The following is a 19,246-nucleotide window of genomic DNA, read 5'->3' as shown; positions in this document are numbered from 1 at the left end:
GAGCCGAGGAGACACCCCGGGCCGGCACCGCTCCCCGACCCCCACCACCGAGCCGCCCGCAGGGCAAGCCGCTCCCCGACTCAGACCGACCACGCCCGGCCGGAGCCGGAGCCGGAGCCGGACCGCCGAGCCCGCCCGCAAGGCACCACGCCGGAGCCGAGGCCGGACCCCCCGAGCCGCCTGCAGGGCACCGCGCCGGAGCCGAGGCCGGACCGCCGAGCCCGCCCGGCCGGAGCCAGAGCCGACCGCCGAGCCGCCCGCAGGGCGCCACGCCGGGGCCGGACCGCCGAGCCGACCGCAGGGGCCTAGGCGTCCAGGCCGATGGCGAACGCCGCTTCCAGGTCGTGCTGGGAGTACGTGCGGAACGCCACGTGCGTGTCCGTCGCCTCGACGCCCGGGATCTTGCTGATGCGGCCGGGGATGATGTCGGCCAGGTTCTCGTGGCGGTTCACGCGGACCAGCGCGATCAGGTCGTACGTCCCCGTGACGGAGTAGACCTCGCTGACGCTGTCCAGCGCGGCGATGGACTCGGCGATCTCGGGGATGCGGTCCACGCTGGTCTTGATGAGCACGATCGCGGTGATCACGGCTGGCTGTCTCCCTCGGTGGCCGTCGCTGGTCGCCTCACTCTAGTCGTACCCCGATAGCGGGCCCATGCGGAGAGGAAGCCGAGCGAGAACCCCACCAGATGGGCCAGATAGGCGACCCCCGGCCCGCTGTCGGCGCGGTGCGCCGCAACCCATTGGAGGGCGAACCAGAACAGCAGCACGATCCACGCGGGGAAGCGCAGCGGAAGGAAGAAGAGGAACGGGAACAGGCTCGTCACCCTCGCCCGCGGGAGCAGGAAGAGGAAGGCGCCCAGGACGGCCGAGATCGCGCCGGACGCGCCGACCAGCGTCTGCGCGGACTCCGCGTTGGCCGCCGCGTACGCCGCCAGCGCCAGGTAGCCCGTACAGAGGTAGAAGACGAGGAACGCCGTACGGCCCATCCGCTCCTCGGCCATCGCGCCGAAGACGAAGAGGAAGAGCATGTTCCCGAGCAGGTGCAGCCAGCTGCCGTGGACGAACAGCGCGGTCAGTGGCGTCAGCCAGGCGCGAGGGGTGTCCGTGAAGAGCTCGTCCGGGACCACGCCCCAGCGCCGGAAGTACGCGGTGCCCGCGGCCAGCAGCCCGTCGCCGGTTCCGTAGACGGGATTGAGCCCCGACGCGGGACTCAGGACGAACACCACCGCACAGCCCGCGATCAGCGCATGGGTGACCACCGGTCCCCGGGCAGTTTCGCGCACGGTCCGCCACCTTACGATCATGTGACAGAGCATGACGCAACGCGACCCCCCTGGAGCGGTGGCAGGCCGTAGGGTTACGAGCTGCGGTGCTCAGGCCGACGCGGACGGCCGAACGGACCGCTTTAATTGAATCAGCTACGAAGGAGAGAGCAGCCAGATGACGGTTCCCCTGCCGACCGACTCCACGCGGTGGCGCTGCACCCTGTGCGGCAACCTCACGCGCTTCGACGTCACCCGTTCGTCGAAGGTCGTCGAGTACATCCACCTGGACCTTGCCGGGGAGCCCAAGGTCGAGGAGCGCGAGGTGGTCAATGAGACCATCGAGTCTGTCCGCTGTCGCTGGTGCAACGCGGTGGACCAGATCGAACTCGTGGACAGGCCGGGCGCGGACTCCTGACGGAGCCCCGCCCGCAGGCAGACCATCACGGTAGGGGTGACGGATTGTGGAGCCAGCAAGCGGCGCCGGGCCGGCCGACGCGGCCGACGACGCCGCGGAGGCGCTCGACCGCCCGCTGCCGGAAGGCGTGCGGCGCCGGGTCGTCGCGCTCGTCTCGGACGCCTTCGGCGCGCTGACGGTCGCGGACCTGCCGGCGCAGCTGCGCCAGTACGCCCGGTTCACCCCGACCCGGCGCGCCAAGTTCGCGGGCAACGCCATGGCCGCCGCGGTCGAGACCGACCCGGTGTTCCGCAGCAGGGTCGCCGAGAAGCTGCGCGAGGCGCAGTCGGACCTGGCCGGCGCGCTGGAGTCCGGCGCGCCGCCGGCCGCCGCGGACCCGCTGGACGTGGCGGCCGCCGCTTTCGTCCTGCGGCCCGCGGGATGGGTCAAGCTGGTGGCCGCCGCGGGCGAGGAGGCGCAGCGCGCCGACGCCGAGCGGGTCGGTGAGGAGAGCCGGCGCGAGCTGGAGCGGCTGCGCGAGGAGCTGGAGCACGTACGGGAGCTGCAGCGCACGGGCGGTGAGCAGGTACGGGCCGAGCTGGAGGCGGCGCGCAAGGAAGCGGAATCGCTTCAGCGCCGGCTGCGCAGTGCCCTCAGCGACGTCAAGCGCGGCGAGGCGGCCCTGCGCAAGGTGACCGCCGAGATCGACGGGATCCGCGGCGAGGCCGCGACCCGCGTGGCGGCCGCCGAGAGCGAGAACCGGCGGCTCAAGTCCCGTCTCTCGGAGGTGGAGACGGCGCTGGAGACCTCGCGCCGGGCCACCCGCGAGGGGCGCAGCATCGAGGACATGCGGCTGCGGCTGCTGCTCGACACCGTGCTGGACGCGGCGCAGGGGCTGCGCCGCGAGCTGGCGCTGCCGCCGGTGAACACCCGCCCGGCCGACACGGTGGACGCGGTGGAGCCGGGCCGGATGACGCCGAAGGACATCGCGGCGCGCGCCCTGTCGGAGACCGATCCGGCGCTGCTGGACCAGTTGTTGGCGCTGCCCCAGGCCCATCTGGTGGTCGACGGCTACAACGTGACCAAGACCGGCTATCCGACGATGCCGCTGGAGAAGCAGCGGCTGCGACTGCTGGGCGGGCTGTCGATGCTGGCCGCGCAGACGGGCGCGGAGATGACCTGTGTCTTCGACGGTGCGGAGCTGGCGGCCCCGGTGCTGCTCGCGCCGCCGCGCGGCGTGCGGGTGCTGTTCTCCAAGGCCGGGGTGACGGCCGACGAGCTGATCCGGCAGCTGGTGCGGGCGGAGCCGCCGGGCCGGCCGGTGGTCGTGGTGTCCACGGACCGGGAGGTCGCCGACGGGGTGGCCAAGGCCGGAGCGCGGCCCGTAACGTCCGCTTTGTTGCTGAAGCGGCTTTCGCGCGTTTCCTAACTCCCGCGGCGAATGCCGGAATTGGTGGGTTCTGTGGAGGACGCACCGTCAAGTACCCGGCACGGAGCGTGCGCTGAAGGTAAAGAACCTGGTCGGGGCCCGAGTTTTTTCCCGACAGGATTTGAACTGATCACAGCCGGGTCACTAGGGTCTGCTCAAACCTTCGTGCGGTGGATCACTCATTCGGGGTGGCAGCGAAGGTGCTGCCGAGTTGCGTTCTTCGGCGGCTCCAGGAAGAAGGAGATCGCCTTCGTGGCGTCCCACCGTCGACCCAAGCAGCCGACCCGCGCTCGTGTGACCGTGCTCACCTCCGTCGCGGCCGCAGCCGTCGCCCTCACGGCGCAGAGCGCCTCCGCCGCGCCGGCGAAGCCGAGCAAGGACGAGGTCAAGAGCCAGGTCGACGCCCTCTACGAAGAGGCGGAGCAGGCCACCGAGAAGTTCAACGGGGCCAAGGAGCGCCAGGCGACGCTCGAGAAGGAGATCGGGCAGATCCAGGACCAGGTCGCGCGCGGCCAGAGCGAGCTCAACGAGCTGCGCAGCGTGCTCGGTTCGATGGCGAGCGCCCAGTACCGCAACGGCGGCATCGACCCCTCCCTCGCCCTCCTCCTCTCCGAGGACCCCGACAGCTACCTCGACAAGGCCTCCTCCCTGGAGCACCTGAGCGGCAAGCAGGTCGAAGCGGTCCAGAAGATCCAGGCGAAGCAGCGCACCCTCGCGCAGCAGCGTCAGGAGGCTTCCGGCAAGCTCACCGACCTCGACGCCACCCGCAAGGAGCTCGCCGAGAAGAAGAAGGTCTCGTCCGAGAAGCTCGCCGCCGCCCAGGCCCTCCTCAACACCCTCACGGCGCAGGAGCGTGCCGCGCTGAAGGACGAGGAGACGCGCGCCAGCCGCGCCGACGGCCAGCGCGTCGACCTCGGCGACGTCAAGGCCTCCGGCCGCGCCGGAGCCGCCCTCGCGGCCGCCAAGACCAAGGTCGGCAGCGCGTACATCTCGGGCCACGAGGGCCCCAGCTCCTTCGACTGCTCCGGGCTGACGCAGTGGGCGTACAAGCAGGCCGGCGTCAACATCAGCCGCGTCACCTACACCCAGGCCAACGACGGCACCCGCATCGGCCGCAGCCAGCTCCAGCCCGGTGACCTGGTCTTCTTCTACGGGGACCTGCACCACGTCGGCCTCTACGCCGGCAACAACATGACGCTGCACGCCTCGAACCCGCGCGGCGGCGTCAAGTACGAGTCGATGGACAACATGCCGTTCCAGTTCGGCGTCCGCATCGGCTGACGGCCGACGGACGCGCCGTACGCCGCCCATCCGGGCGAATTCCACGGCCCCGCTCCGACCACACGCCCCGCCGGTGACCTGCGTCTCCGGCGGGGCGTCGGCATGTGCCCCCGCCACCGGTCGTTGGTCGGTGCGTGGCCGCACGGCTACTGTCTGCCAGCGCGGAACCCGGCACACGGCCGTCCACGGGGGCGGACCCGGGCCCGCCCAGCGGAAGGGAGCGGGTTCACATGGCGTCCCATCGTCGGCCCGGGCTCGGCGGCCTCGACCGGAACACCAAGGTCACCGTCCTCACCGCCGCCGCGGCCACCGCCGCGGTCGCCATGGCGGGCGCACCCGCGGGCGCGGCCCCCGGCCTCCCGCACGAGCCCGGTGGCGGCACGAGATCCGGCGTGAGCGCCCAGGTCGACCGGCTCTTCGAGGAGGCCGAGCAGGCCACCGAGCACTTCAACGAGGCGGGCGAGAAGGCCGACAGGCTCCGCACCGAGGTCAACCGGGCCCAGGACGCGGTCGCCCGCGGCCAGGAGCGCATCAACACCATGCGCGGCGTCCTCGGCACCTTCGCCGGGGCCCAGTACCGCAGCGGCGGCATCGACCCCGCCGTCGCACTGATGCTCGCCCAGGACCCCGACTCCTACCTGGAACAGGCTGCCGCCCTGGACCGGCTGACCGAGCGCCAGGCCCGCCGGCTCGACGAACTGCGCCACGAGCAGCGCCGGCTCGGCCAGGTGCGTGCGGAGGCCTCCCGCAAACTCGCCGAACTCGACGCCCTGCGCTCCGACGTCGCCCGCCACAAGCGCGCCGTCACCGCCAAACTCGCCGCCGCCCAGCGGCTCCTCAACTCCATGCCGTCCGAGGAGCGGGCCGACTTCGAGCGCTCCTCGCGTTCCGGCGGGCGCCACGAAGCCCTGCCCGACCTGGGTCCGCTGGGCGGTGACGGCCCCTCCTCCGGCCGCGCCGCAGCGGCCGTGATGGCGGCCCGGGCCGCCGTCGGCCGCCCGTACGTGTGGGGCTCCACGGGCCCTTCCGGCTTCGACTGCTCCGGGCTGATGGTCTGGTCCTACCGGCAGGCGGGCGTCTCGCTGCCGCGCACCTCGCAGGCCCAGCGGCACGCCGGGCGCCAGGTGCCGCTCTCGCAGGCCCGCCCGGGCGACCTGGTGACGTACCGCTCCGACGCCAGCCACGTCGGCATGTACGTGGGCAACGGCCAGGTGGTCCACGCCCCCTACCCCGGAGCCCGGGTGCGCTACGACCCGGTCGGGATGATGCCGGTGTCGGCGGTGACCCGCCCCTGACCCGGCCGGCGGCGGACCGGCCCCCGCCGCCCCCGCCGTCCGCGGCACCCTGCGTACGATCGGCGGATGCTCCCCGTCCGCCGTCCGACGCGCGCCCTGCCGCTCGTGGTGCTCCTGCTGTGCGCGCTGCTCGCCGGATGCGGTCCGGGGCCGGCCGGCCCCGCCGACACCGTCGGGCGCGACGTCCGGAAGGCCGTCGCCGACTGGTCGCGGGCGACCCCCGAGGGGCTCGCCGGGATTCCCTTCGCCGAGCGGTCGTACGAGGTCTCCTCGGTGCGGCGGGACGGCGCGCGGGCCGTCGCCACGGCCCGGCTGCGCCACCGGCTGGCCGGCTACGACACGGCGCCCGAGGAGTCCGCGCGCGAGGTGGACCTCGTCCGGGAGGGCGGGGTCTGGCGGGTCACCGGCGACCGGCCCGCGCCGGGCGCCCTGCCGCAGCTGTGGGACCTGGGCCCGGTGCAGGTGGCCGCCGGTACGCGTTCCCTGGTCCTCGGCGGGGCCGGGCAGAGCGCCGGGACGCTGCGGGACATCGCGGCCGAGGCCGACCGGGCGGTTCCCGCGGCGAGCGCGGCCTGGCCCGGGCCCTGGGCGGGGCGGGTGGTCGTCCTGGTCCCCGGCTCCCTGGACGCGATGGCACGGCTGCTGGGCCGCCCCGCCGACACCTACCGGGGGCTGGGCGCCGTCACCACCGGCCGGGTGGGCACCGGCCCGGCTCCCGCGGACCGGGTCGTGGTCAATCCTGAGGGGTACGCCGGGCTGGGCGCGGAGGGCCGCCGGATCATCCTGACCCACGAGGTCACGCACGTGGCCACGCGCTCGGCGACCTCCGCCACCACCCCGCTGTGGCTCTCCGAGGGCTTCGCGGACTGGGCGGCCTACCGGGGCGCCGCCACGGCCCCCGAACGGGCCGCCCCGGCGCTCGCCCGGGCGGTGCGGCGCGGTGCGCTGCCCGGGGAGCTGCCCCGGACGGAGGACTTCGCCTTCGGCGGTGACCCGGAGGCGACGGCGCGGGCGTACGAGGGCGCATGGCTGGCCTGCCGGCTGATCGCGGCGAAGTGGGGCGAGGAGGCCCTGGTGGAGCTGTACGGGCGGGCCGGCCGCGAACCGCTGGAGACCGCGCTGCGGGCGACCCTCGGGGTGGACGGGGCCGGGCTGACGAAGGCCTGGCAGGAGTCCCTTCGCGAGGAGCTGCGCTGAGCGGGTACTGTCGGCAGGCGATGCACAAGACCCTGATCGTGACCAACGACTTCCCGCCGCGTCCGGGCGGCATCCAGGCCTTCCTCCACAACATGGCGCTACGGCTGGATCCCGACCGGGTCGTCGTCTACGCCTCCACGTGGAAGCACAGTGCGGAGGGCCGCGAGGCCACCGCGGCCTTCGACGCGGAACAGCCGTTCCAGGTGGTCCGCGACCGTACGACGATGCTGCTGCCGACCCCGCGCGTGACACGGCGGGCCGTGGGCCTGCTGCGTGAACACGGCTGCGAGTCGGTGTGGTTCGGGGCCGCCGCCCCGCTCGGGCTGATGGGTCCGGCGCTGCGGCGGGCGGGCGCCCGGCGGATCGTGGCGACCACCCACGGGCACGAGGCGGGCTGGGCCCAGCTGCCGGCCGCGCGGCAACTGCTGCGGCGGATCGGCGAGGGCACGGACACGCTGACGTACCTGGGGGAGTACACGCGCTCCCGGATCGCCTCGGCGGTCACCGACCGGGCGGCGGCGCGGATGGTCCAACTCCCGCCGGGGGTGGACGAGAAGACCTTCCACCCCGCGTCGGGCGGCGACGAGGTGCGGGCCCGGCTCGGCCTGACGGACCGGCCCGTGGTGGTGTGCGTGTCGCGGCTGGTCCCGCGCAAGGGCCAGGACACGCTGATCGAGGCCATGCCGCGGATCCTGGCCGCGGTCCCCGACGCCGTGCTGCTGATCGTCGGCGGCGGCCCGTACGAGGCGGACCTGCGCGCGCTGGCCGCGGCCACGGGCGTGGCGTCGTCGGTGGTCTTCACCGGGGCGGTCCCGTGGTCCGAGCTGCCCGCGCACTACGGCGCGGGCGACGTCTTCGCCATGCCCTGCCGGACCCGGCGCGGTGGCCTCGACGTGGAAGGGCTCGGCATCGTCTACCTGGAGGCCTCGGCGACGGGTCTGCCGGTGGTCGCGGGCGACTCGGGCGGAGCGCCGGACGCGGTGCTGGACGGCGAGACCGGCTGGGTCGTGCGGGGCGGTGAGCCCGAGGAGGCCGCGGACCGGATCGCGGCCCTGCTGCAGGACCCGGACCTGCGCGCCAGGATGGGCGAACGCGGCCGCGCCTGGGTCGAGGAGAAGTGGCGCTGGGACCTCCTGGCGGACCGCCTGCGCGAGCTGCTGTAGCGGGGCGGTCCGGCGGGCGCCGCCATGTCTGACTGTTCCTCGGATGTCTGTCAATACCGCGTCTGGGCGGACGGCCGGATTCCGCTCATGATGCGGCCATGACACCCAACCTGACGCGCCGTCACATGCTGGGTCTCGGCGCCCTTTCGACCGCCGCCGCCCTCGGTTTCACCCGGATCGGGGCGGCCTCCGCCGCCGCCGTCGAGCCCGCCGCCGCCCCCTACGCCCCCGCCGTCGTCGTCGGCTCGGGCTACGGCTCCGCCGTCGCCGCCCTGCGGCTGGGGCAGGCGGGCGTGCGGACCGTCGTCCTCGAAATGGGCCGGCTCTGGGACACCCCCGGACCGGACGGCAAGGTCTTCCCCTCCACCTCCGCCCCCGACCACCGCTCCATGTGGTTCCGCACCCGCACCGAGGCCCCGCTCGCGCAGTTCCTCTGGCTCGACGTGGTCAACCGCGACATCAGCCCGTACCCCGGCGTCCTGGACCGGGTCAACCACGGCGCCATGTCCGTCTACGTGGGACGCGGCGTCGGCGGCGGTTCGCTCGTCAACGGCGGTATGGCGCCCACCCCCCGGCGCTCGTACTTCACCGAGGTCTTCCCGGGCGTCGACGCCGACGAGATGTACGGCACCTACTACCCCCGCGCCCGCGCCATGCTCGGCGTGAACGACATCGACCCCGCCTGGTTCGAGTCCACCGAGTGGTACCGGTTCGCCCGGATCTCCCGCAAGCACGCCCACAACACCGGCCTGAAGACCGTCTTCGTCCCCAACGTCTACGACTTCGGCCACATGAAGCGCGAGGCGGCGGGCACCGCGCCCCGCTCGGCACTGGCCGGGGAGGTCATCTACGGAAACAACCACGGCAAGAAGAGCCTCGACAAGACCTACCTCGCCGCCGCCGTCGGCACCGGCAACGTCACCATCGAGACCATGCAGCGCGTGGTCGGCGTACGGCCCGACCCGGCCGGGGGGTACGTCCTGACGGTACGGACCAGCGACGTGACCGGAAGGGTCACCCAGGTCCGCGAACTCGGCTGCCGGCAACTCTTCCTCGGCGCCGGCAGCCTCGGTACCACCGAGATCCTGCTGCGGGCCCGCGAGACCGGCGCGCTGCCCGCGCTCAGCGAGCAGGTCGGGCGCGGCTGGGGACCCAACGGCAACGTCATGACCGCACGCGCCAACCACCTCTGGGACACGGTCGGCGCCCACCAGGCCACCATGCCCGCCCTCGGCATCGACGACTGGGACAACGCCGCGAACCCGGTCTTCGCCGAGATCGCCCCGCTCCCCATGGGCCTCGAACACTGGATCTCGATGTACCTGGCCATCACCAGGAATCCGGAGCGCGGGCACTTCACCTACGACGCGGCCACCGACTCCGCCCGCCTCAACTGGCGGCGGGAGCAGAACACGCCCGCGGTCGACGCGGCGAAGAACCTCTTCGACCGCATCAACCGGCGCAACTTCACCATCTACCGCTACGACCTGTTCGGCGGGAACAGGGCCTTCGCCGACGACTTCACCTACCACCCGCTCGGCGGCTGCGTCCTCGGGGACGCGACCGACGCCTACGGGCGGGCCAAGGGGTACCAGGGGCTGTACGTGGTGGACGGCTCCCTGGTCCCGGGGTCGCTCGGCGTGAACCCGTTCGTCACCATCACCGCCCTCGCCGAGCGGAACATGGCACGGATCCTCGCCGAGGACCTCCGCTAGCCGGGGCCGCGGTCAGCCGCGGTAGAGCGCCTCGATCTCGTCCGCGTAGTCCTTCGCCACCACGTTGCGCTTGAGCTTCAGCGACGGCGTGATGTGACCGGACTCCTCCGTGAACTGGGAGGGCAGAATGCGGAATTTCCGCACCGATTCCGCCTTGGAAACCGCCGCGTTGCCGTCGTCGACGGCCTGCTGGACGGCGGCGATCAGCTCCGCGTCCTCGCGCAGCTCCGCCGCCGTCACACCCGCCGGCTTGCCGTTCTCCGCCGCCCAACGGCCGAGGAACTCCTCGTCGATCGTGACCAGCGCCGCCACGAACGGCCGCCCGTCGCCGACCACCATGCACTCCGCGACCAGCGCGTGCGCCCGGATCCGGTCCTCGATCACCGCGGGGGCCACGTTCTTGCCGCCCGCCGTGACGATGAGCTCCTTCTTGCGGCCCGTGATCGTGAGGTAGCCGTCCTCGTCGAGGGTGCCGACGTCGCCGGTGTGGAACCAGCCGTCGGTCAGCGCCTCGGCGGTCGCCGTCTCGTTCTTCCAGTACCCCGTGAAGATCTGCTCGCCGTGCAGCAGCACCTCGCCGTCGTCCGCGATGCGCACCACGGAGCCCGGCATGGGCTGGCCGACCGTACCGATCTTCTGCTTGTCCCACGGGTTGAAGGTCGTCGCCGCACAGGACTCCGTCAGGCCGTAGCCCTCCAGGACCGTGAAGCCGATGCCGCGGAAGAAGTGGCCCAGCCGCTCGCCCAGCGGGGCACCGCCGGAGATCGCGAACTCGCCGCGGCCGCCGAGGACCGCGTGCAGCTTGCTGTAGACGAGCTTCGAGAAGACCTTGTGCTTGAGCTTCAGCCCGAAGGACGGGCCGCGCGGGGTGTCCAGCGCCCGGCTGTAGGCGATGGCCGTGTCGGCCGCCGCGTCGAAGATCCTGCCCTTGCCCTCGGCCTGCGCCTTGGCGCGCGCCGAGTTGTAGACCTTCTCGAAGACCCTGGGGACGCCGAGGATCAGCGTGGGCCGGAAGGACTGCAGCTCGTCGGTGAGGTTCTTGATGTCCGGTACGCAGCCCAGGCGGATCGGCGCCAGCACGGCCGCCACCTCCACCAGGCGCCCGAAGACGTGCGCGGCCGGCAGGAACAGCAGCACCGAGCACTCGCCGGTCTTGAACAGCGGCTTCAGGCGCTCCACCGCGTTGCCGCACTCCGCGAAGAAGTTGCGGTGGCTCAGCACGCAGCCCTTGGGGCGGCCGGTGGTGCCCGAGGTGTAGACGATGGTGGCCGGGTCGTCGGCGTTCGCGAGGCTGCTGCGCTCGTCGACCTCGGCGTCGGTGACGGCCGCGCCCGCGGCCTTCAGCGCCTCCACGGCGCCCTGCTCGATCTCCCAGACGTCGCGCAGCTCCGGCAGGCGGTCGCGCAGCGAGGCCACGGCCTTGCCGTGCCCGGCGTTCTCCACGACGGCGGCCACCGCGCCGGAGTCGCCGAGGATCCACTGGATCTGCTCGGGGGAGCTGGTCTCGTACACGGGGACGGTGACGCCGCCCGCGCTCCAGATCGCGAAGTCGATCAGCACCCACTCGTAGCGGGTGCGGGAGATCAGGGCGACCCGGTCGCCGGGCCGGACGCCGGCCGCGATCAGGCCCTTGGCCGTGGCGCGCACCTCGGCCAGGAACTCGGTCGCCGTCACGTCCTGCCACCGGCCGTCGGCCTTCCGGCTCATGACGGCGGTGTCTGGGTGCTGGGCGGCGTTGCGGCGGATGAGATCCGTCAGATTCCCGTCCGACGGGACCTCATACAGGGCCGGAAGGCTGAACTCGCGCAAGACTGCTGCTCCTCTGGGCGCCATCGCCACCATGTGGACCGACCGGACGTTACCCACCGGTAGTGGGTTCCCGATAGAGGGAACCGGCCAGATGTTCCGTGCGTCACATTCTGCACTCGCACGGTCCGGCCCCGACGCGCCGACAGTAGTCGACCCCCTCGGAGACTCGGAAGTAACCGCAGGTAGGCCCCGCTTTCACAAGCCCACTACCAGGTCCTCACCAGCCCCCCTAGGGTTGGCCGCATGGCTGGCAGCATGCGGGACGGGAAGAACGGCACGAGCGGATCGAGCCGCACACGGGTCCACGTCGTGAGCGACGTGCACGGCAACACCGAGGCCCTCGCCCGCGCCGGCGACGGCGCGGACGCCCTGATCTGCCTCGGCGACCTCGTCCTCTTCCTCGACTACGCCGACCACTCGCGCGGGATCTTCCCCGATCTCTTCGGCGTCGACAACGCCGACCTCATCGTCGAGCTGCGCACCCAGCGCCGTTTCGAGGAGGCCCACGCCCTCGGCCGGCGCCTGTGGGCGGGCCTGGACCGCGAGCGCATGATCGAGGACGCGGTACGCCGCCAGTACGCGGAGATGTTCGCCGCCTTCCCCCGCCCCACCTACGCCACCTACGGCAACGTCGACATCCCGGCCCTGTGGCCCGAGTACGCCGACCGCCACGGCCTCACCGTCCTCGACGGACAGCGGGTCGAGATCGCCGGCCGCGTCTTCGGCTTCGTCGGCGGCGGACTCCCCTCCCCCATGCGCACCCCCTACGAAGTGGACGTGGAGGAGTACGCCGCCAAGGTCGAGGCCCTCGGCGAGGTCGACGTACTGTGCTCGCACATCCCGCCGGAGGTCCCCGAGCTCTGCTACGACACCGTCGCACGCCGCTTCGAACGCGGCAGTGAGGCCCTGCTGGCCGCCATCCGCCGCACCCGGCCCCGCTACGCCCTCTTCGGCCACGTCCACCAGCCGCTCGCCCGCCGCATGCGGATCGGCGCCACCGAGTGCGTGAACGTCGGACACTTCGCCTCGACCGGCCGCCCCTGGGTCATGGAGTGGTGACAGCGCCGGGAACCGGCCGGTTCCGGACGGCTCGCAGCGGACCCGGGGAGCCACTGGAGTGGCGGCGTCCACACGCGCGGTAGCCTTCACGCGGCGGCCGGAGGCCGTACACATCCTCGAACAATCTCCGGAGGAGCGACCGCGATGGCGGAACACACCAGCTCAAGCATCACGATCGACGCCGCGCCCGGCGACGTGATGGCCGTGATCGCCGACTTCGCCCGCTACCCCGAGTGGACCGGCGAGGTGAAGGAGGCCGAGGTCCTCGCCACCGACGCCGACGGCCGGGCCGAGAAGGTCAGGCTGCTGCTCGACGCGGGCGCGATCAAGGACGACCACACCCTCGCCTACACCTGGAAGGGCACCGACGAGGTCAGCTGGACCCTGGACAAGTCCCAGATGCTGCGCCAGCTCGACGGCTCCTACCGGCTCGCCCCGGTGGACGGCGGCAAGCGCACCGAGGTCACCTACCAGCTGACCGTCGACGTCAAGATCCCCATGCTCGGCATGATCAAGCGCAAGGCCGAGAAGGTCATCATCGACCGCGCACTGGCGGGCCTGAAGAAGCGCGTCGAGTCCGTCTGACCGACCCCGGGGAGGTACCGTGCCCGGCCGCCGGACACGGCCCCTCCCCACGGGATCCCGCCGCGGACCCCGCACGGCGGCGCACCCCACCGACCCGGAGCACCCGCACATGCACACCTTGCTCATCACCGGCCCCGGCGGGGCCGGGCGGACCACCGTGGCGGCGGCCACCGCCCTCGCCGCGGCCCGCCGGGGCAGGCAGGTGCTGCTGCTCTCCGGCGACCCGGGCGACCCGCTCGCCGAACTCCTCGGCGACCCGCTCCCGCCCGGCCTGAGGGTCGCCGCAGTGGACTCCGGCCAGGAGTTCCGCGACGAACTCGTCGCCCTCCAGGAACGCGGATCCGCCCTGCTCTCCCTGGTCGGAGCCCGGCCGCTGGGCGCCGAGGAACTCACCGAACTGCCCGGCTCCGAACAGTTCGCCCTGCTCCGCGCCCTGCGACGGGCCGCCGCCGCACCCGCCACCGACCTCGTCGTCGTCGACCTGCCCCCGCTCCACCAGGCCGTCGCCACCCTCGCCCTGCCCGCCCAGCTGCGCCGCTACCTCGCCCGTCTGCTCCCCGCCGAGAAGCAGGCCGCCCGCGCCCTGCGGCCCGTACTGGCCCAGCTGGCCGGGGTGCCCATGCCCGCGCAGTGGCTCTACGAGGCCGCCGCGCGCTGGGACGAGGAGCTCGCCGCCGTCCAGGCCGTCGTCGAGGCCGACACCACCGAAGTGCGCCTGGTCGCCGAGCCCGGACCGGCCGCCGCCGACGCGCTCCGGACGGGACGGCTGGGCCTCGCCCTCCAGCAGCTGCCCGTCCGCGACGTCGTCGCCAACCGGACGGTCCCGCCCGGCTCCGCCGACCCCTGGCTCGCCGGGCTCGCCGCCCAGCAGGAGAAGTACGCCGCCCAGTGGGCCGGCGACGGCCCCGTCGTCGCCCTCGCCCACCTCGGACCCGACCCCCAGGGCCAGGACGACCTCGACCGGCTCGCCGCCCCCGGCGGACTCGTCCCGGACCGGCCCGCCCCGCGCCGGGCCTGGCCCGTCGAGGACCGGCTCGCCGACGACGGGGTCCTCGTCTGGGTGGTTCCGCTGCCCGGCGCGCACAAGCGCGACCTCGACCTCGTCCGCCGCGGCGACGAGCTGCTGCTCACCGCGGGCCCGCACCGGAGGATCGTTCCGCTCCCCTCGGCGCTGCGCCGGTGCACCGTCTCCGGCGCCGCCCTCACCGACGGCGAGCTCCGCATCCGCTTCACCCCGGACCCCGGCCTGTGGCCCCGTACGCGCTGAACCGGATACCCCCGTTCGGGTACCGTCGAAGGTAGACAGCACACACGCCCAGCAGCCGCCTCAGGAGAGTCCGCGATGAGCGAGGCCACCGACCGCCCCACCGACGACGCCTGGGCCAAGGCCTGTGCCGAGGACCTCGCCGCCGAGAAGGAGCGCCTGCGCGGGCAGGGCCAGGCGGGCCCCGGCACCACCGGGACCGCCGCCGAGGAGCTCTTCAAGCTCTTCGAGGCCGTCGCCGACAAGGTCTCCGGACTGAACAACCCGCTGTTCGGCGCCGCCGCCCAGGGCGCGGTGCGCCAGATCGTCGACCAGGCCAAGAGCGCGGCGAAGCCAGTCATCGAACGCAACCCCGAGGTCTTCGACCACCTCGCGGCCGCCGGCTCCGAGCTCCTCGCCGCCTACCGCACCGCCGTCGAGGGCCACGAGGGCCGCTGGACCCGCGGCGAGACCGGAACCCCCCGGCAGGCGCCCGCGGACCACGACCCCCGCCGCGACGGCCCCGACGACGGCCCGGCTGAGCGGATCGATCTCGACTGAACCCACGGCGCCCTCGGGTACCGTTGGCCGTGGCGGGGTTTGACCGGAAACCGAGGGACTAATGGGACTCACCATCGGCGTCGACATCGGCGGCACGAAGATCGCGGCCGGCGTGGTCGACGAAGAGGGCACGATCCTTGACACGTACAAGGTGCCCACCCCGCCGACCGCGGACGGAGTGACGGAGGCCATCTGCGCCGCCGTCTCCGAGGTCAGCAGCAACCACACCATCGAAGCCGTCGGCATCGGCGCCGCCGGATACGTGGACGACAAGCGCGCGACCGTACTCTTCGCGCCGAACATCAACTGGCGCCACGAGCCGCTCAAGGACAAGGTCGAGCAGCGCATCGGCCTGCCCGTCGTCGTCGAGAACGACGCGAACTGCGCAGCCTGGGGCGAGTACCGCTTCGGCGCCGGCCAGGGCCACGACGACGTCATCTGCATCACGCTCGGCACCGGCCTGGGCGGCGGCATCATCATCGGCAACAAGCTGCGGCGCGGACGCTTCGGCGTCGCCGCCGAGTTCGGCCACATCCGGGTCGTCCCGGACGGCCTGCTGTGCGGCTGCGGCAGCCAGGGCTGCTGGGAGCAGTACGCCTCCGGCCGCGCGCTCGTCCGCTACGCCAAGCAGCGCGCCAACGCCACCCCCGAGAACGCGGCGATCCTGCTCGCGCTCGGCGACGGCACCCCCGAGGGCATCGAGGGCAAGCACATCAGCGAGGCCGCCCGTCAGGGCGACCTGGTGGCCATCGACGCCTTCCGTGAACTGGCCCGCTGGGCCGGTGCGGGACTCGCAGACCTGGCGTCCCTGTTCGACCCGTCGGCGTTCATCGTCGGCGGCGGCGTCTCCGACGAGGGCGACCTCGTCCTCGACCCGATCCGCAAGTCCTTCAAGCGCTGGCTGGTGGGCGGCGCCTGGCGTCCGCACGCCCAGGTGCTCGCCGCGCAGCTCGGCGGCAAAGCCGGACTCGTCGGCGCGGCCGACCTGGCCCGCCAGGGCTGACGCCTTCCACCCGGACCGCCCGCCGCGCCCCTTGGGGGAGCGGCGGGCGGCTGCGTATCTTGCGGTACATGGACCAGTCGCTGTCGCTGCCCTCGCTGCCGAAGTCCCGTACGGAGCCGGACGGTTCCGCCGTGATCCGGGTGCTCGGCTACAACATCCGCTCGCTGCGCGACGACGAGGAGGCACTGGTCCGGGTCATCCGCGCCTGTGAGCCGGACCTGGTGTTCGTACAGGAGGCGCCGCGGTTCTTCCGGTGGCGCAAACACGCGGCGAGGCTGGCCAGGAAGTGCGACCTGGTGGTGCTGGGCGGGGGTGCGACGGCGACCGGACCGCTCCTGTTGTGCTCGCTGCGGGTCTTCGTGGAGCGGACACAGGACGTACTGCTCCCGCACACACCCGGACTGCACCGACGGGGCCTGGCCACCGCGGTCGTGCGCATCGGGGGCGTGCGCGTGGGGGTGGTCTCGGCGCACCTGTCCCTGGACCGGGCGCAGCGGCGGGCCCAGGCGGACCTCGTCCTCGACGGGGTGGCCGCGCTGGACACCCCGTACGGGATCGTCGCGGGGGACGTGAACGAGGGTCCGGACGGCCCCGCCTTCGGACGGCTCGCCTCCGTGCTGCAGGACTGCTGGTCGGTGGCGCCGTGGGGCGGGGAGCGGACCTTCCCGGCGACGGCGCCCGACCGGCGGATCGACGCGGTCTTCGCCACGGCCGGGGTGGAGGTGCTGGCCTGCGGGGTCCCCGCGGGGCTGGCGGGGGTGTCCGGGGCGGACCTGCGGTCGGCGACGGACCACCTGCCGGTGCTGGCGGCGCTGCGGCTGCCGGCCGTCGCATAGTTCCGGGGTCCGGGTGCGTCGCCGTTGCGGGGGCGCTGCCCCGGCCCCCGCGTCTCGGGCGCCGACGGGGCGGGACCGCAGGGCAGCCCCGCCGGGTTCGGTCAGACGACCGCGCCGCGGCCCGGGTCGTCGTCCTCGTCGTCGCCGTGCTGCATGCGGGCGACGAGCGTCGCGAAGCCGCCCAGGAAGCCGCCGATGCCCAGGGTCGTCAGCCACCAGGTCATGTCCCACTGCAGCAGCACCGCCAGCAGCAGGAGCACCGGGCCGCCGACCACCGCGAGCCACGCGAACTTCGCCGTCGTGTCCGCCGGCGGGAGCTCCGGCTCGGGCTGGACGAAATGGCCCTCGTCCGCCGGCGTCAGGTCGTCGTCGTCCGGCTCCGCCAGCGAGTGGTCACGCGGGCCCGCCATGCCCACGCCCGGGGCGAAGACCACCGAGCTGCCCAGTGCGGGCGCCGGCGCGGCAGGCGGCTCGGGCTCGGACGTGGGCTCGGGCTCGGCGTCCCGGCCCGGCTCCGCGGGCAGCGGCTTGACGTCCTCCTCGGGCAGCAGGAGGTTCTCGACGGGCCGGAACGGCCGGGACCCCGGCGGGTCCGGCGGCTCCTGCCCGTACCCGGCCACGATCGCGGCCCACGCCGCTTCCTCGTCCAGCGGCGGGATACCGCCCGACTGCTCCTCGTGCTCAGCCACCGGCCTCCGCCCCCTCCCTGCCCACGCTCTCCGCCAGTCGGCCGACGAACGCAAAACTGTCCGCGAAGATCCGCTCCGCGTCATGGTCCAACGTCGCGACGTGGTAGCTCTGTTCCAGCAGGGTCTCCGTCACGTCCGTCGACGAGACCCGGGCCAGCACCCGCGCCGAGTCGACGGGCGGCACCACGTGGTCCTGCGGGCTGTGCAGGAGCAGCAGCGGCTGCGTCACCTGCGGCAGCTCGGCGTCCACCAGCTGCAGGAACTTCCGCAGCGAGTGCGCGGCCCGCGTCGGGACCCGGTCGTAGCCGACCTCCACCGAGCCGGGCTTCGCGATGTCACTGGCGATGCCGGGGGTCGAGCGGATGAAGTGCTGGGCGACCGGCAGGGCGAAGGCCAGCGGGTCGTGCACCTTGTTGGCCGGGTTGACCAGCACGATGCCGCTGATGGCGTCCCCGTGCTTGGCCGCCAGCCGCAAGGTCAGCGCGCCACCCATCGACAGCCCGAAGACGAACACCTGCGCGCACCGGTCCAGCAGCTCGCGCAGGGCGCGGTCGACCTCGGCGTACCAGTCCTGCCAGCCCGTGAGCTGCATGTCCTGCCAGCGCGTCCCGTGCCCGGGCAGCAGCGGCAGCGACACCGTCAGGCCCCGCCCGGCGAGGTACTCGGCCCAGGGGCGGAGGGACTGCGGGGAACCGGTGAAGCCGTGGCAGAGGAGGACGCCGACCTCTCCGCCCTCGTGGCGGAACGGCTCGGCTCCAGGGAGGACGGGCACCAGGGTCTCCTTGATCATGACGTACGTCGGGCGGGTGCGTTGCTCTGTGTGACTTCACCGTACGCGACCGGGGTGGCACCGGCCAGGGTCGTCGGGCCCCTGCAGGCGGGGGCACGGGATAAGGTCTGTTCGACAGACACAGGAAGGCTTTCGAGTTGATCTACGGCGCAATGAAGTTCTCCGTCGGCGGTTCCCTGAAACTCGCTTTCAGGCCGTGGGTGGAGGGCCTCGAGAACATTCCCGCGGAGGGGCCGGCGATCCTCGCGAGCAACCACCTGTCCTTCTCCGACTCCTTCTTCCTGCCGGCCGTGCTGGACCGGAAGGTGACCTTCATCGCGAAGGCGGAGTACTTCACCTCCCCCGGAGTCAAGGGCAAGCTGACCGCCGCGTTCTTCAAGGGCGTCGGACAGCTCCCGGTGGACCGCTCCGGCGCCCGCGGCGCCGGCGAGGCCGCCATCAAGAGCGGCATCGAGGTCATCGAACGCGGTGAGCTGTTCGGTATCTACCCCGAGGGCACGCGTTCACCCGACGGCCGCCTCTACCGCGGCAAGCCCGGCGGCCTCGCCCGCGTGGCACTGGCCACCGGCGCGCCCGTGATCCCCGTCGCGATGATCGACACGGAGAAGATCCAGCCGCCCGGCAAGGTCATCCCCAAGCTCATGCGCCCGGGCATCCGGATCGGCAAGCCGCTGGACTTCAGCCGCTACCACGGCATGGACAACGACCGCTTCATCCTCCGCTCGGTGACCGACGAGGTCATGTACGAGATCATGAAGCTTTCCGGCCAGGAGTACGTCGACATCTACGCGACGGCGGCCAAGCGCCAGATCGCCGACGCCGAGAAGGCGGCCAAGGACGCCGAGAAGGCGGCCCGGGCGGAGAAGGCCGACAAGGGCGACAAGGCGGACAAGGGCGAGTAGCGGCGGGCGGCGGGACCGCCCGTCGGGG

The 19,246-nt window shown here is 73.1% G+C and carries 19 protein-coding genes; 14 read left to right on the top strand and 5 right to left on the bottom strand.

Annotation, left to right across the window (positions count from 1 at the left end):
• Positions 1-305: 305 nt before the first annotated feature.
• Together IH80_RS0127685 and IH80_RS0127680 are read right to left on the bottom strand one after the other, a co-directional pair.
• Positions 306-587 (bottom strand): Lrp/AsnC family transcriptional regulator, encoded by a 282-nt coding sequence (locus tag IH80_RS0127685; RefSeq protein WP_030036325.1) that lies wholly within the window; start codon positions 585-587, stop codon positions 306-308.
• Entirely contained in the window at positions 584-1,318 is a 735-nt protein-coding gene (locus IH80_RS0127680; RefSeq protein ID WP_030964123.1) for a rhomboid family intramembrane serine protease, read from the bottom strand. The genes IH80_RS0127685 and IH80_RS0127680 overlap by 4 nt, the downstream gene beginning before the upstream one ends.
• Positions 1,319-1,442: 124 nt before the next feature.
• Between IH80_RS0127680 and IH80_RS0127675 the strand changes: the two genes are divergently transcribed.
• The 7 genes from IH80_RS0127675 (at position 1,443) to IH80_RS0127645 (ending at position 9,741) form a co-directional block, all read left to right on the top strand.
• Complete coding sequence (locus IH80_RS0127675; RefSeq protein WP_030964121.1) at positions 1,443-1,682, top strand: hypothetical protein; 240 nt, start codon at positions 1,443-1,445, stop codon at positions 1,680-1,682.
• Between the two features lie 43 nt (positions 1,683-1,725).
• On the top strand, positions 1,726-3,090 hold the full coding sequence (locus tag IH80_RS0127670; protein WP_030964119.1) for an NYN domain-containing protein: 1,365 nt from the start codon (positions 1,726-1,728) through the stop codon (positions 3,088-3,090).
• A gap of 252 nt (positions 3,091-3,342) precedes the next feature.
• Positions 3,343-4,371 (top strand): C40 family peptidase, encoded by a 1,029-nt coding sequence (locus tag IH80_RS0127665; protein WP_030964118.1) that lies wholly within the window; start codon positions 3,343-3,345, stop codon positions 4,369-4,371.
• Between the two features lie 230 nt (positions 4,372-4,601).
• Positions 4,602-5,666 (top strand): NlpC/P60 family protein, encoded by a 1,065-nt coding sequence (locus IH80_RS0127660; RefSeq protein ID WP_030964117.1) that lies wholly within the window; start codon positions 4,602-4,604, stop codon positions 5,664-5,666.
• Positions 5,667-5,732: 66 nt separating this feature from the next.
• Positions 5,733-6,863, top strand: coding sequence for a hypothetical protein (locus IH80_RS0127655; RefSeq protein ID WP_030964116.1), 1,131 nt, complete (start codon positions 5,733-5,735; stop codon positions 6,861-6,863).
• Positions 6,864-6,883: 20 nt separating this feature from the next.
• Positions 6,884-8,026 (top strand): glycosyltransferase family 4 protein, encoded by a 1,143-nt coding sequence (locus IH80_RS0127650; RefSeq protein WP_030964115.1) that lies wholly within the window; start codon positions 6,884-6,886, stop codon positions 8,024-8,026.
• Between the two features lie 98 nt (positions 8,027-8,124).
• A complete protein-coding gene (locus tag IH80_RS0127645) occupies positions 8,125-9,741 on the top strand; it encodes a GMC oxidoreductase (protein ID WP_030964114.1) in 1,617 nt (538 codons plus the stop codon).
• Between the two features lie 12 nt (positions 9,742-9,753).
• Here IH80_RS0127645 and IH80_RS0127640 read toward each other — a convergent pair whose 3' ends face one another.
• Positions 9,754-11,550 carry an AMP-dependent synthetase/ligase gene (locus tag IH80_RS0127640; protein ID WP_030964113.1) on the bottom strand — a complete coding sequence of 599 codons (1,797 nt, stop codon included), beginning with the start codon at positions 11,548-11,550 and terminating at the stop codon, positions 9,754-9,756.
• A 243-nt stretch (positions 11,551-11,793) separates the two neighbouring features.
• Between IH80_RS0127640 and IH80_RS0127635 the strand changes: the two genes are divergently transcribed.
• The 6 genes from IH80_RS0127635 (at position 11,794) to IH80_RS0127610 (ending at position 16,837) form a co-directional block, all read left to right on the top strand.
• Positions 11,794-12,609 carry a metallophosphoesterase family protein gene (locus IH80_RS0127635; protein WP_234432401.1) on the top strand — a complete coding sequence of 272 codons (816 nt, stop codon included), beginning with the start codon at positions 11,794-11,796 and terminating at the stop codon, positions 12,607-12,609.
• 144 nt (positions 12,610-12,753) lie between these two features.
• Complete coding sequence (locus tag IH80_RS0127630) at positions 12,754-13,194, top strand: SRPBCC family protein (RefSeq protein ID WP_030765795.1); 441 nt, start codon at positions 12,754-12,756, stop codon at positions 13,192-13,194.
• 109 nt (positions 13,195-13,303) lie between these two features.
• A complete protein-coding gene (locus tag IH80_RS0127625; protein ID WP_030964107.1) occupies positions 13,304-14,461 on the top strand; it encodes an ArsA-related P-loop ATPase in 1,158 nt (385 codons plus the stop codon).
• Between the two features lie 75 nt (positions 14,462-14,536).
• Complete coding sequence (locus tag IH80_RS0127620) at positions 14,537-14,998, top strand: DUF5304 domain-containing protein (RefSeq protein ID WP_030964106.1); 462 nt, start codon at positions 14,537-14,539, stop codon at positions 14,996-14,998.
• Between the two features lie 61 nt (positions 14,999-15,059).
• Positions 15,060-16,001, top strand: coding sequence for an ROK family glucokinase (locus tag IH80_RS0127615; protein ID WP_030964104.1), 942 nt, complete (start codon positions 15,060-15,062; stop codon positions 15,999-16,001).
• Positions 16,002-16,069: 68 nt separating this feature from the next.
• Complete coding sequence (locus tag IH80_RS0127610; RefSeq protein WP_030964103.1) at positions 16,070-16,837, top strand: endonuclease/exonuclease/phosphatase family protein; 768 nt, start codon at positions 16,070-16,072, stop codon at positions 16,835-16,837.
• A gap of 101 nt (positions 16,838-16,938) precedes the next feature.
• Here IH80_RS0127610 and IH80_RS0127605 read toward each other — a convergent pair whose 3' ends face one another.
• The gene (locus IH80_RS0127605) at positions 16,939-17,526 is read right to left on the bottom strand and encodes a hypothetical protein (protein ID WP_051810024.1); all 588 of its coding nucleotides are present in this window, start codon (positions 17,524-17,526) and stop codon (positions 16,939-16,941) included.
• On the bottom strand, positions 17,519-18,298 hold the full coding sequence (locus tag IH80_RS0127600) for an alpha/beta hydrolase (RefSeq protein ID WP_030964101.1): 780 nt from the start codon (positions 18,296-18,298) through the stop codon (positions 17,519-17,521). Before IH80_RS0127600 ends, IH80_RS0127605 begins: the two co-directional genes overlap by 8 nt.
• A 170-nt stretch (positions 18,299-18,468) precedes the next feature.
• Between IH80_RS0127600 and IH80_RS0127595 the strand changes: the two genes are divergently transcribed.
• Positions 18,469-19,218: a lysophospholipid acyltransferase family protein gene (locus IH80_RS0127595; RefSeq protein ID WP_030964099.1), complete on the top strand. Its 750-nt coding sequence runs from the start codon at positions 18,469-18,471 to the stop codon at positions 19,216-19,218.
• Positions 19,219-19,246 lie beyond the last annotated feature (28 nt).

This window comes from Streptomyces sp. NRRL S-378, from assembly GCF_000720645.1.
Classification (GTDB): domain Bacteria; phylum Actinomycetota; class Actinomycetes; order Streptomycetales; family Streptomycetaceae; genus Streptomyces.
The sequence above is the reverse complement of the archived record's forward strand: the minus strand, read 5'-3'. Positions and strand labels throughout refer to the sequence as shown.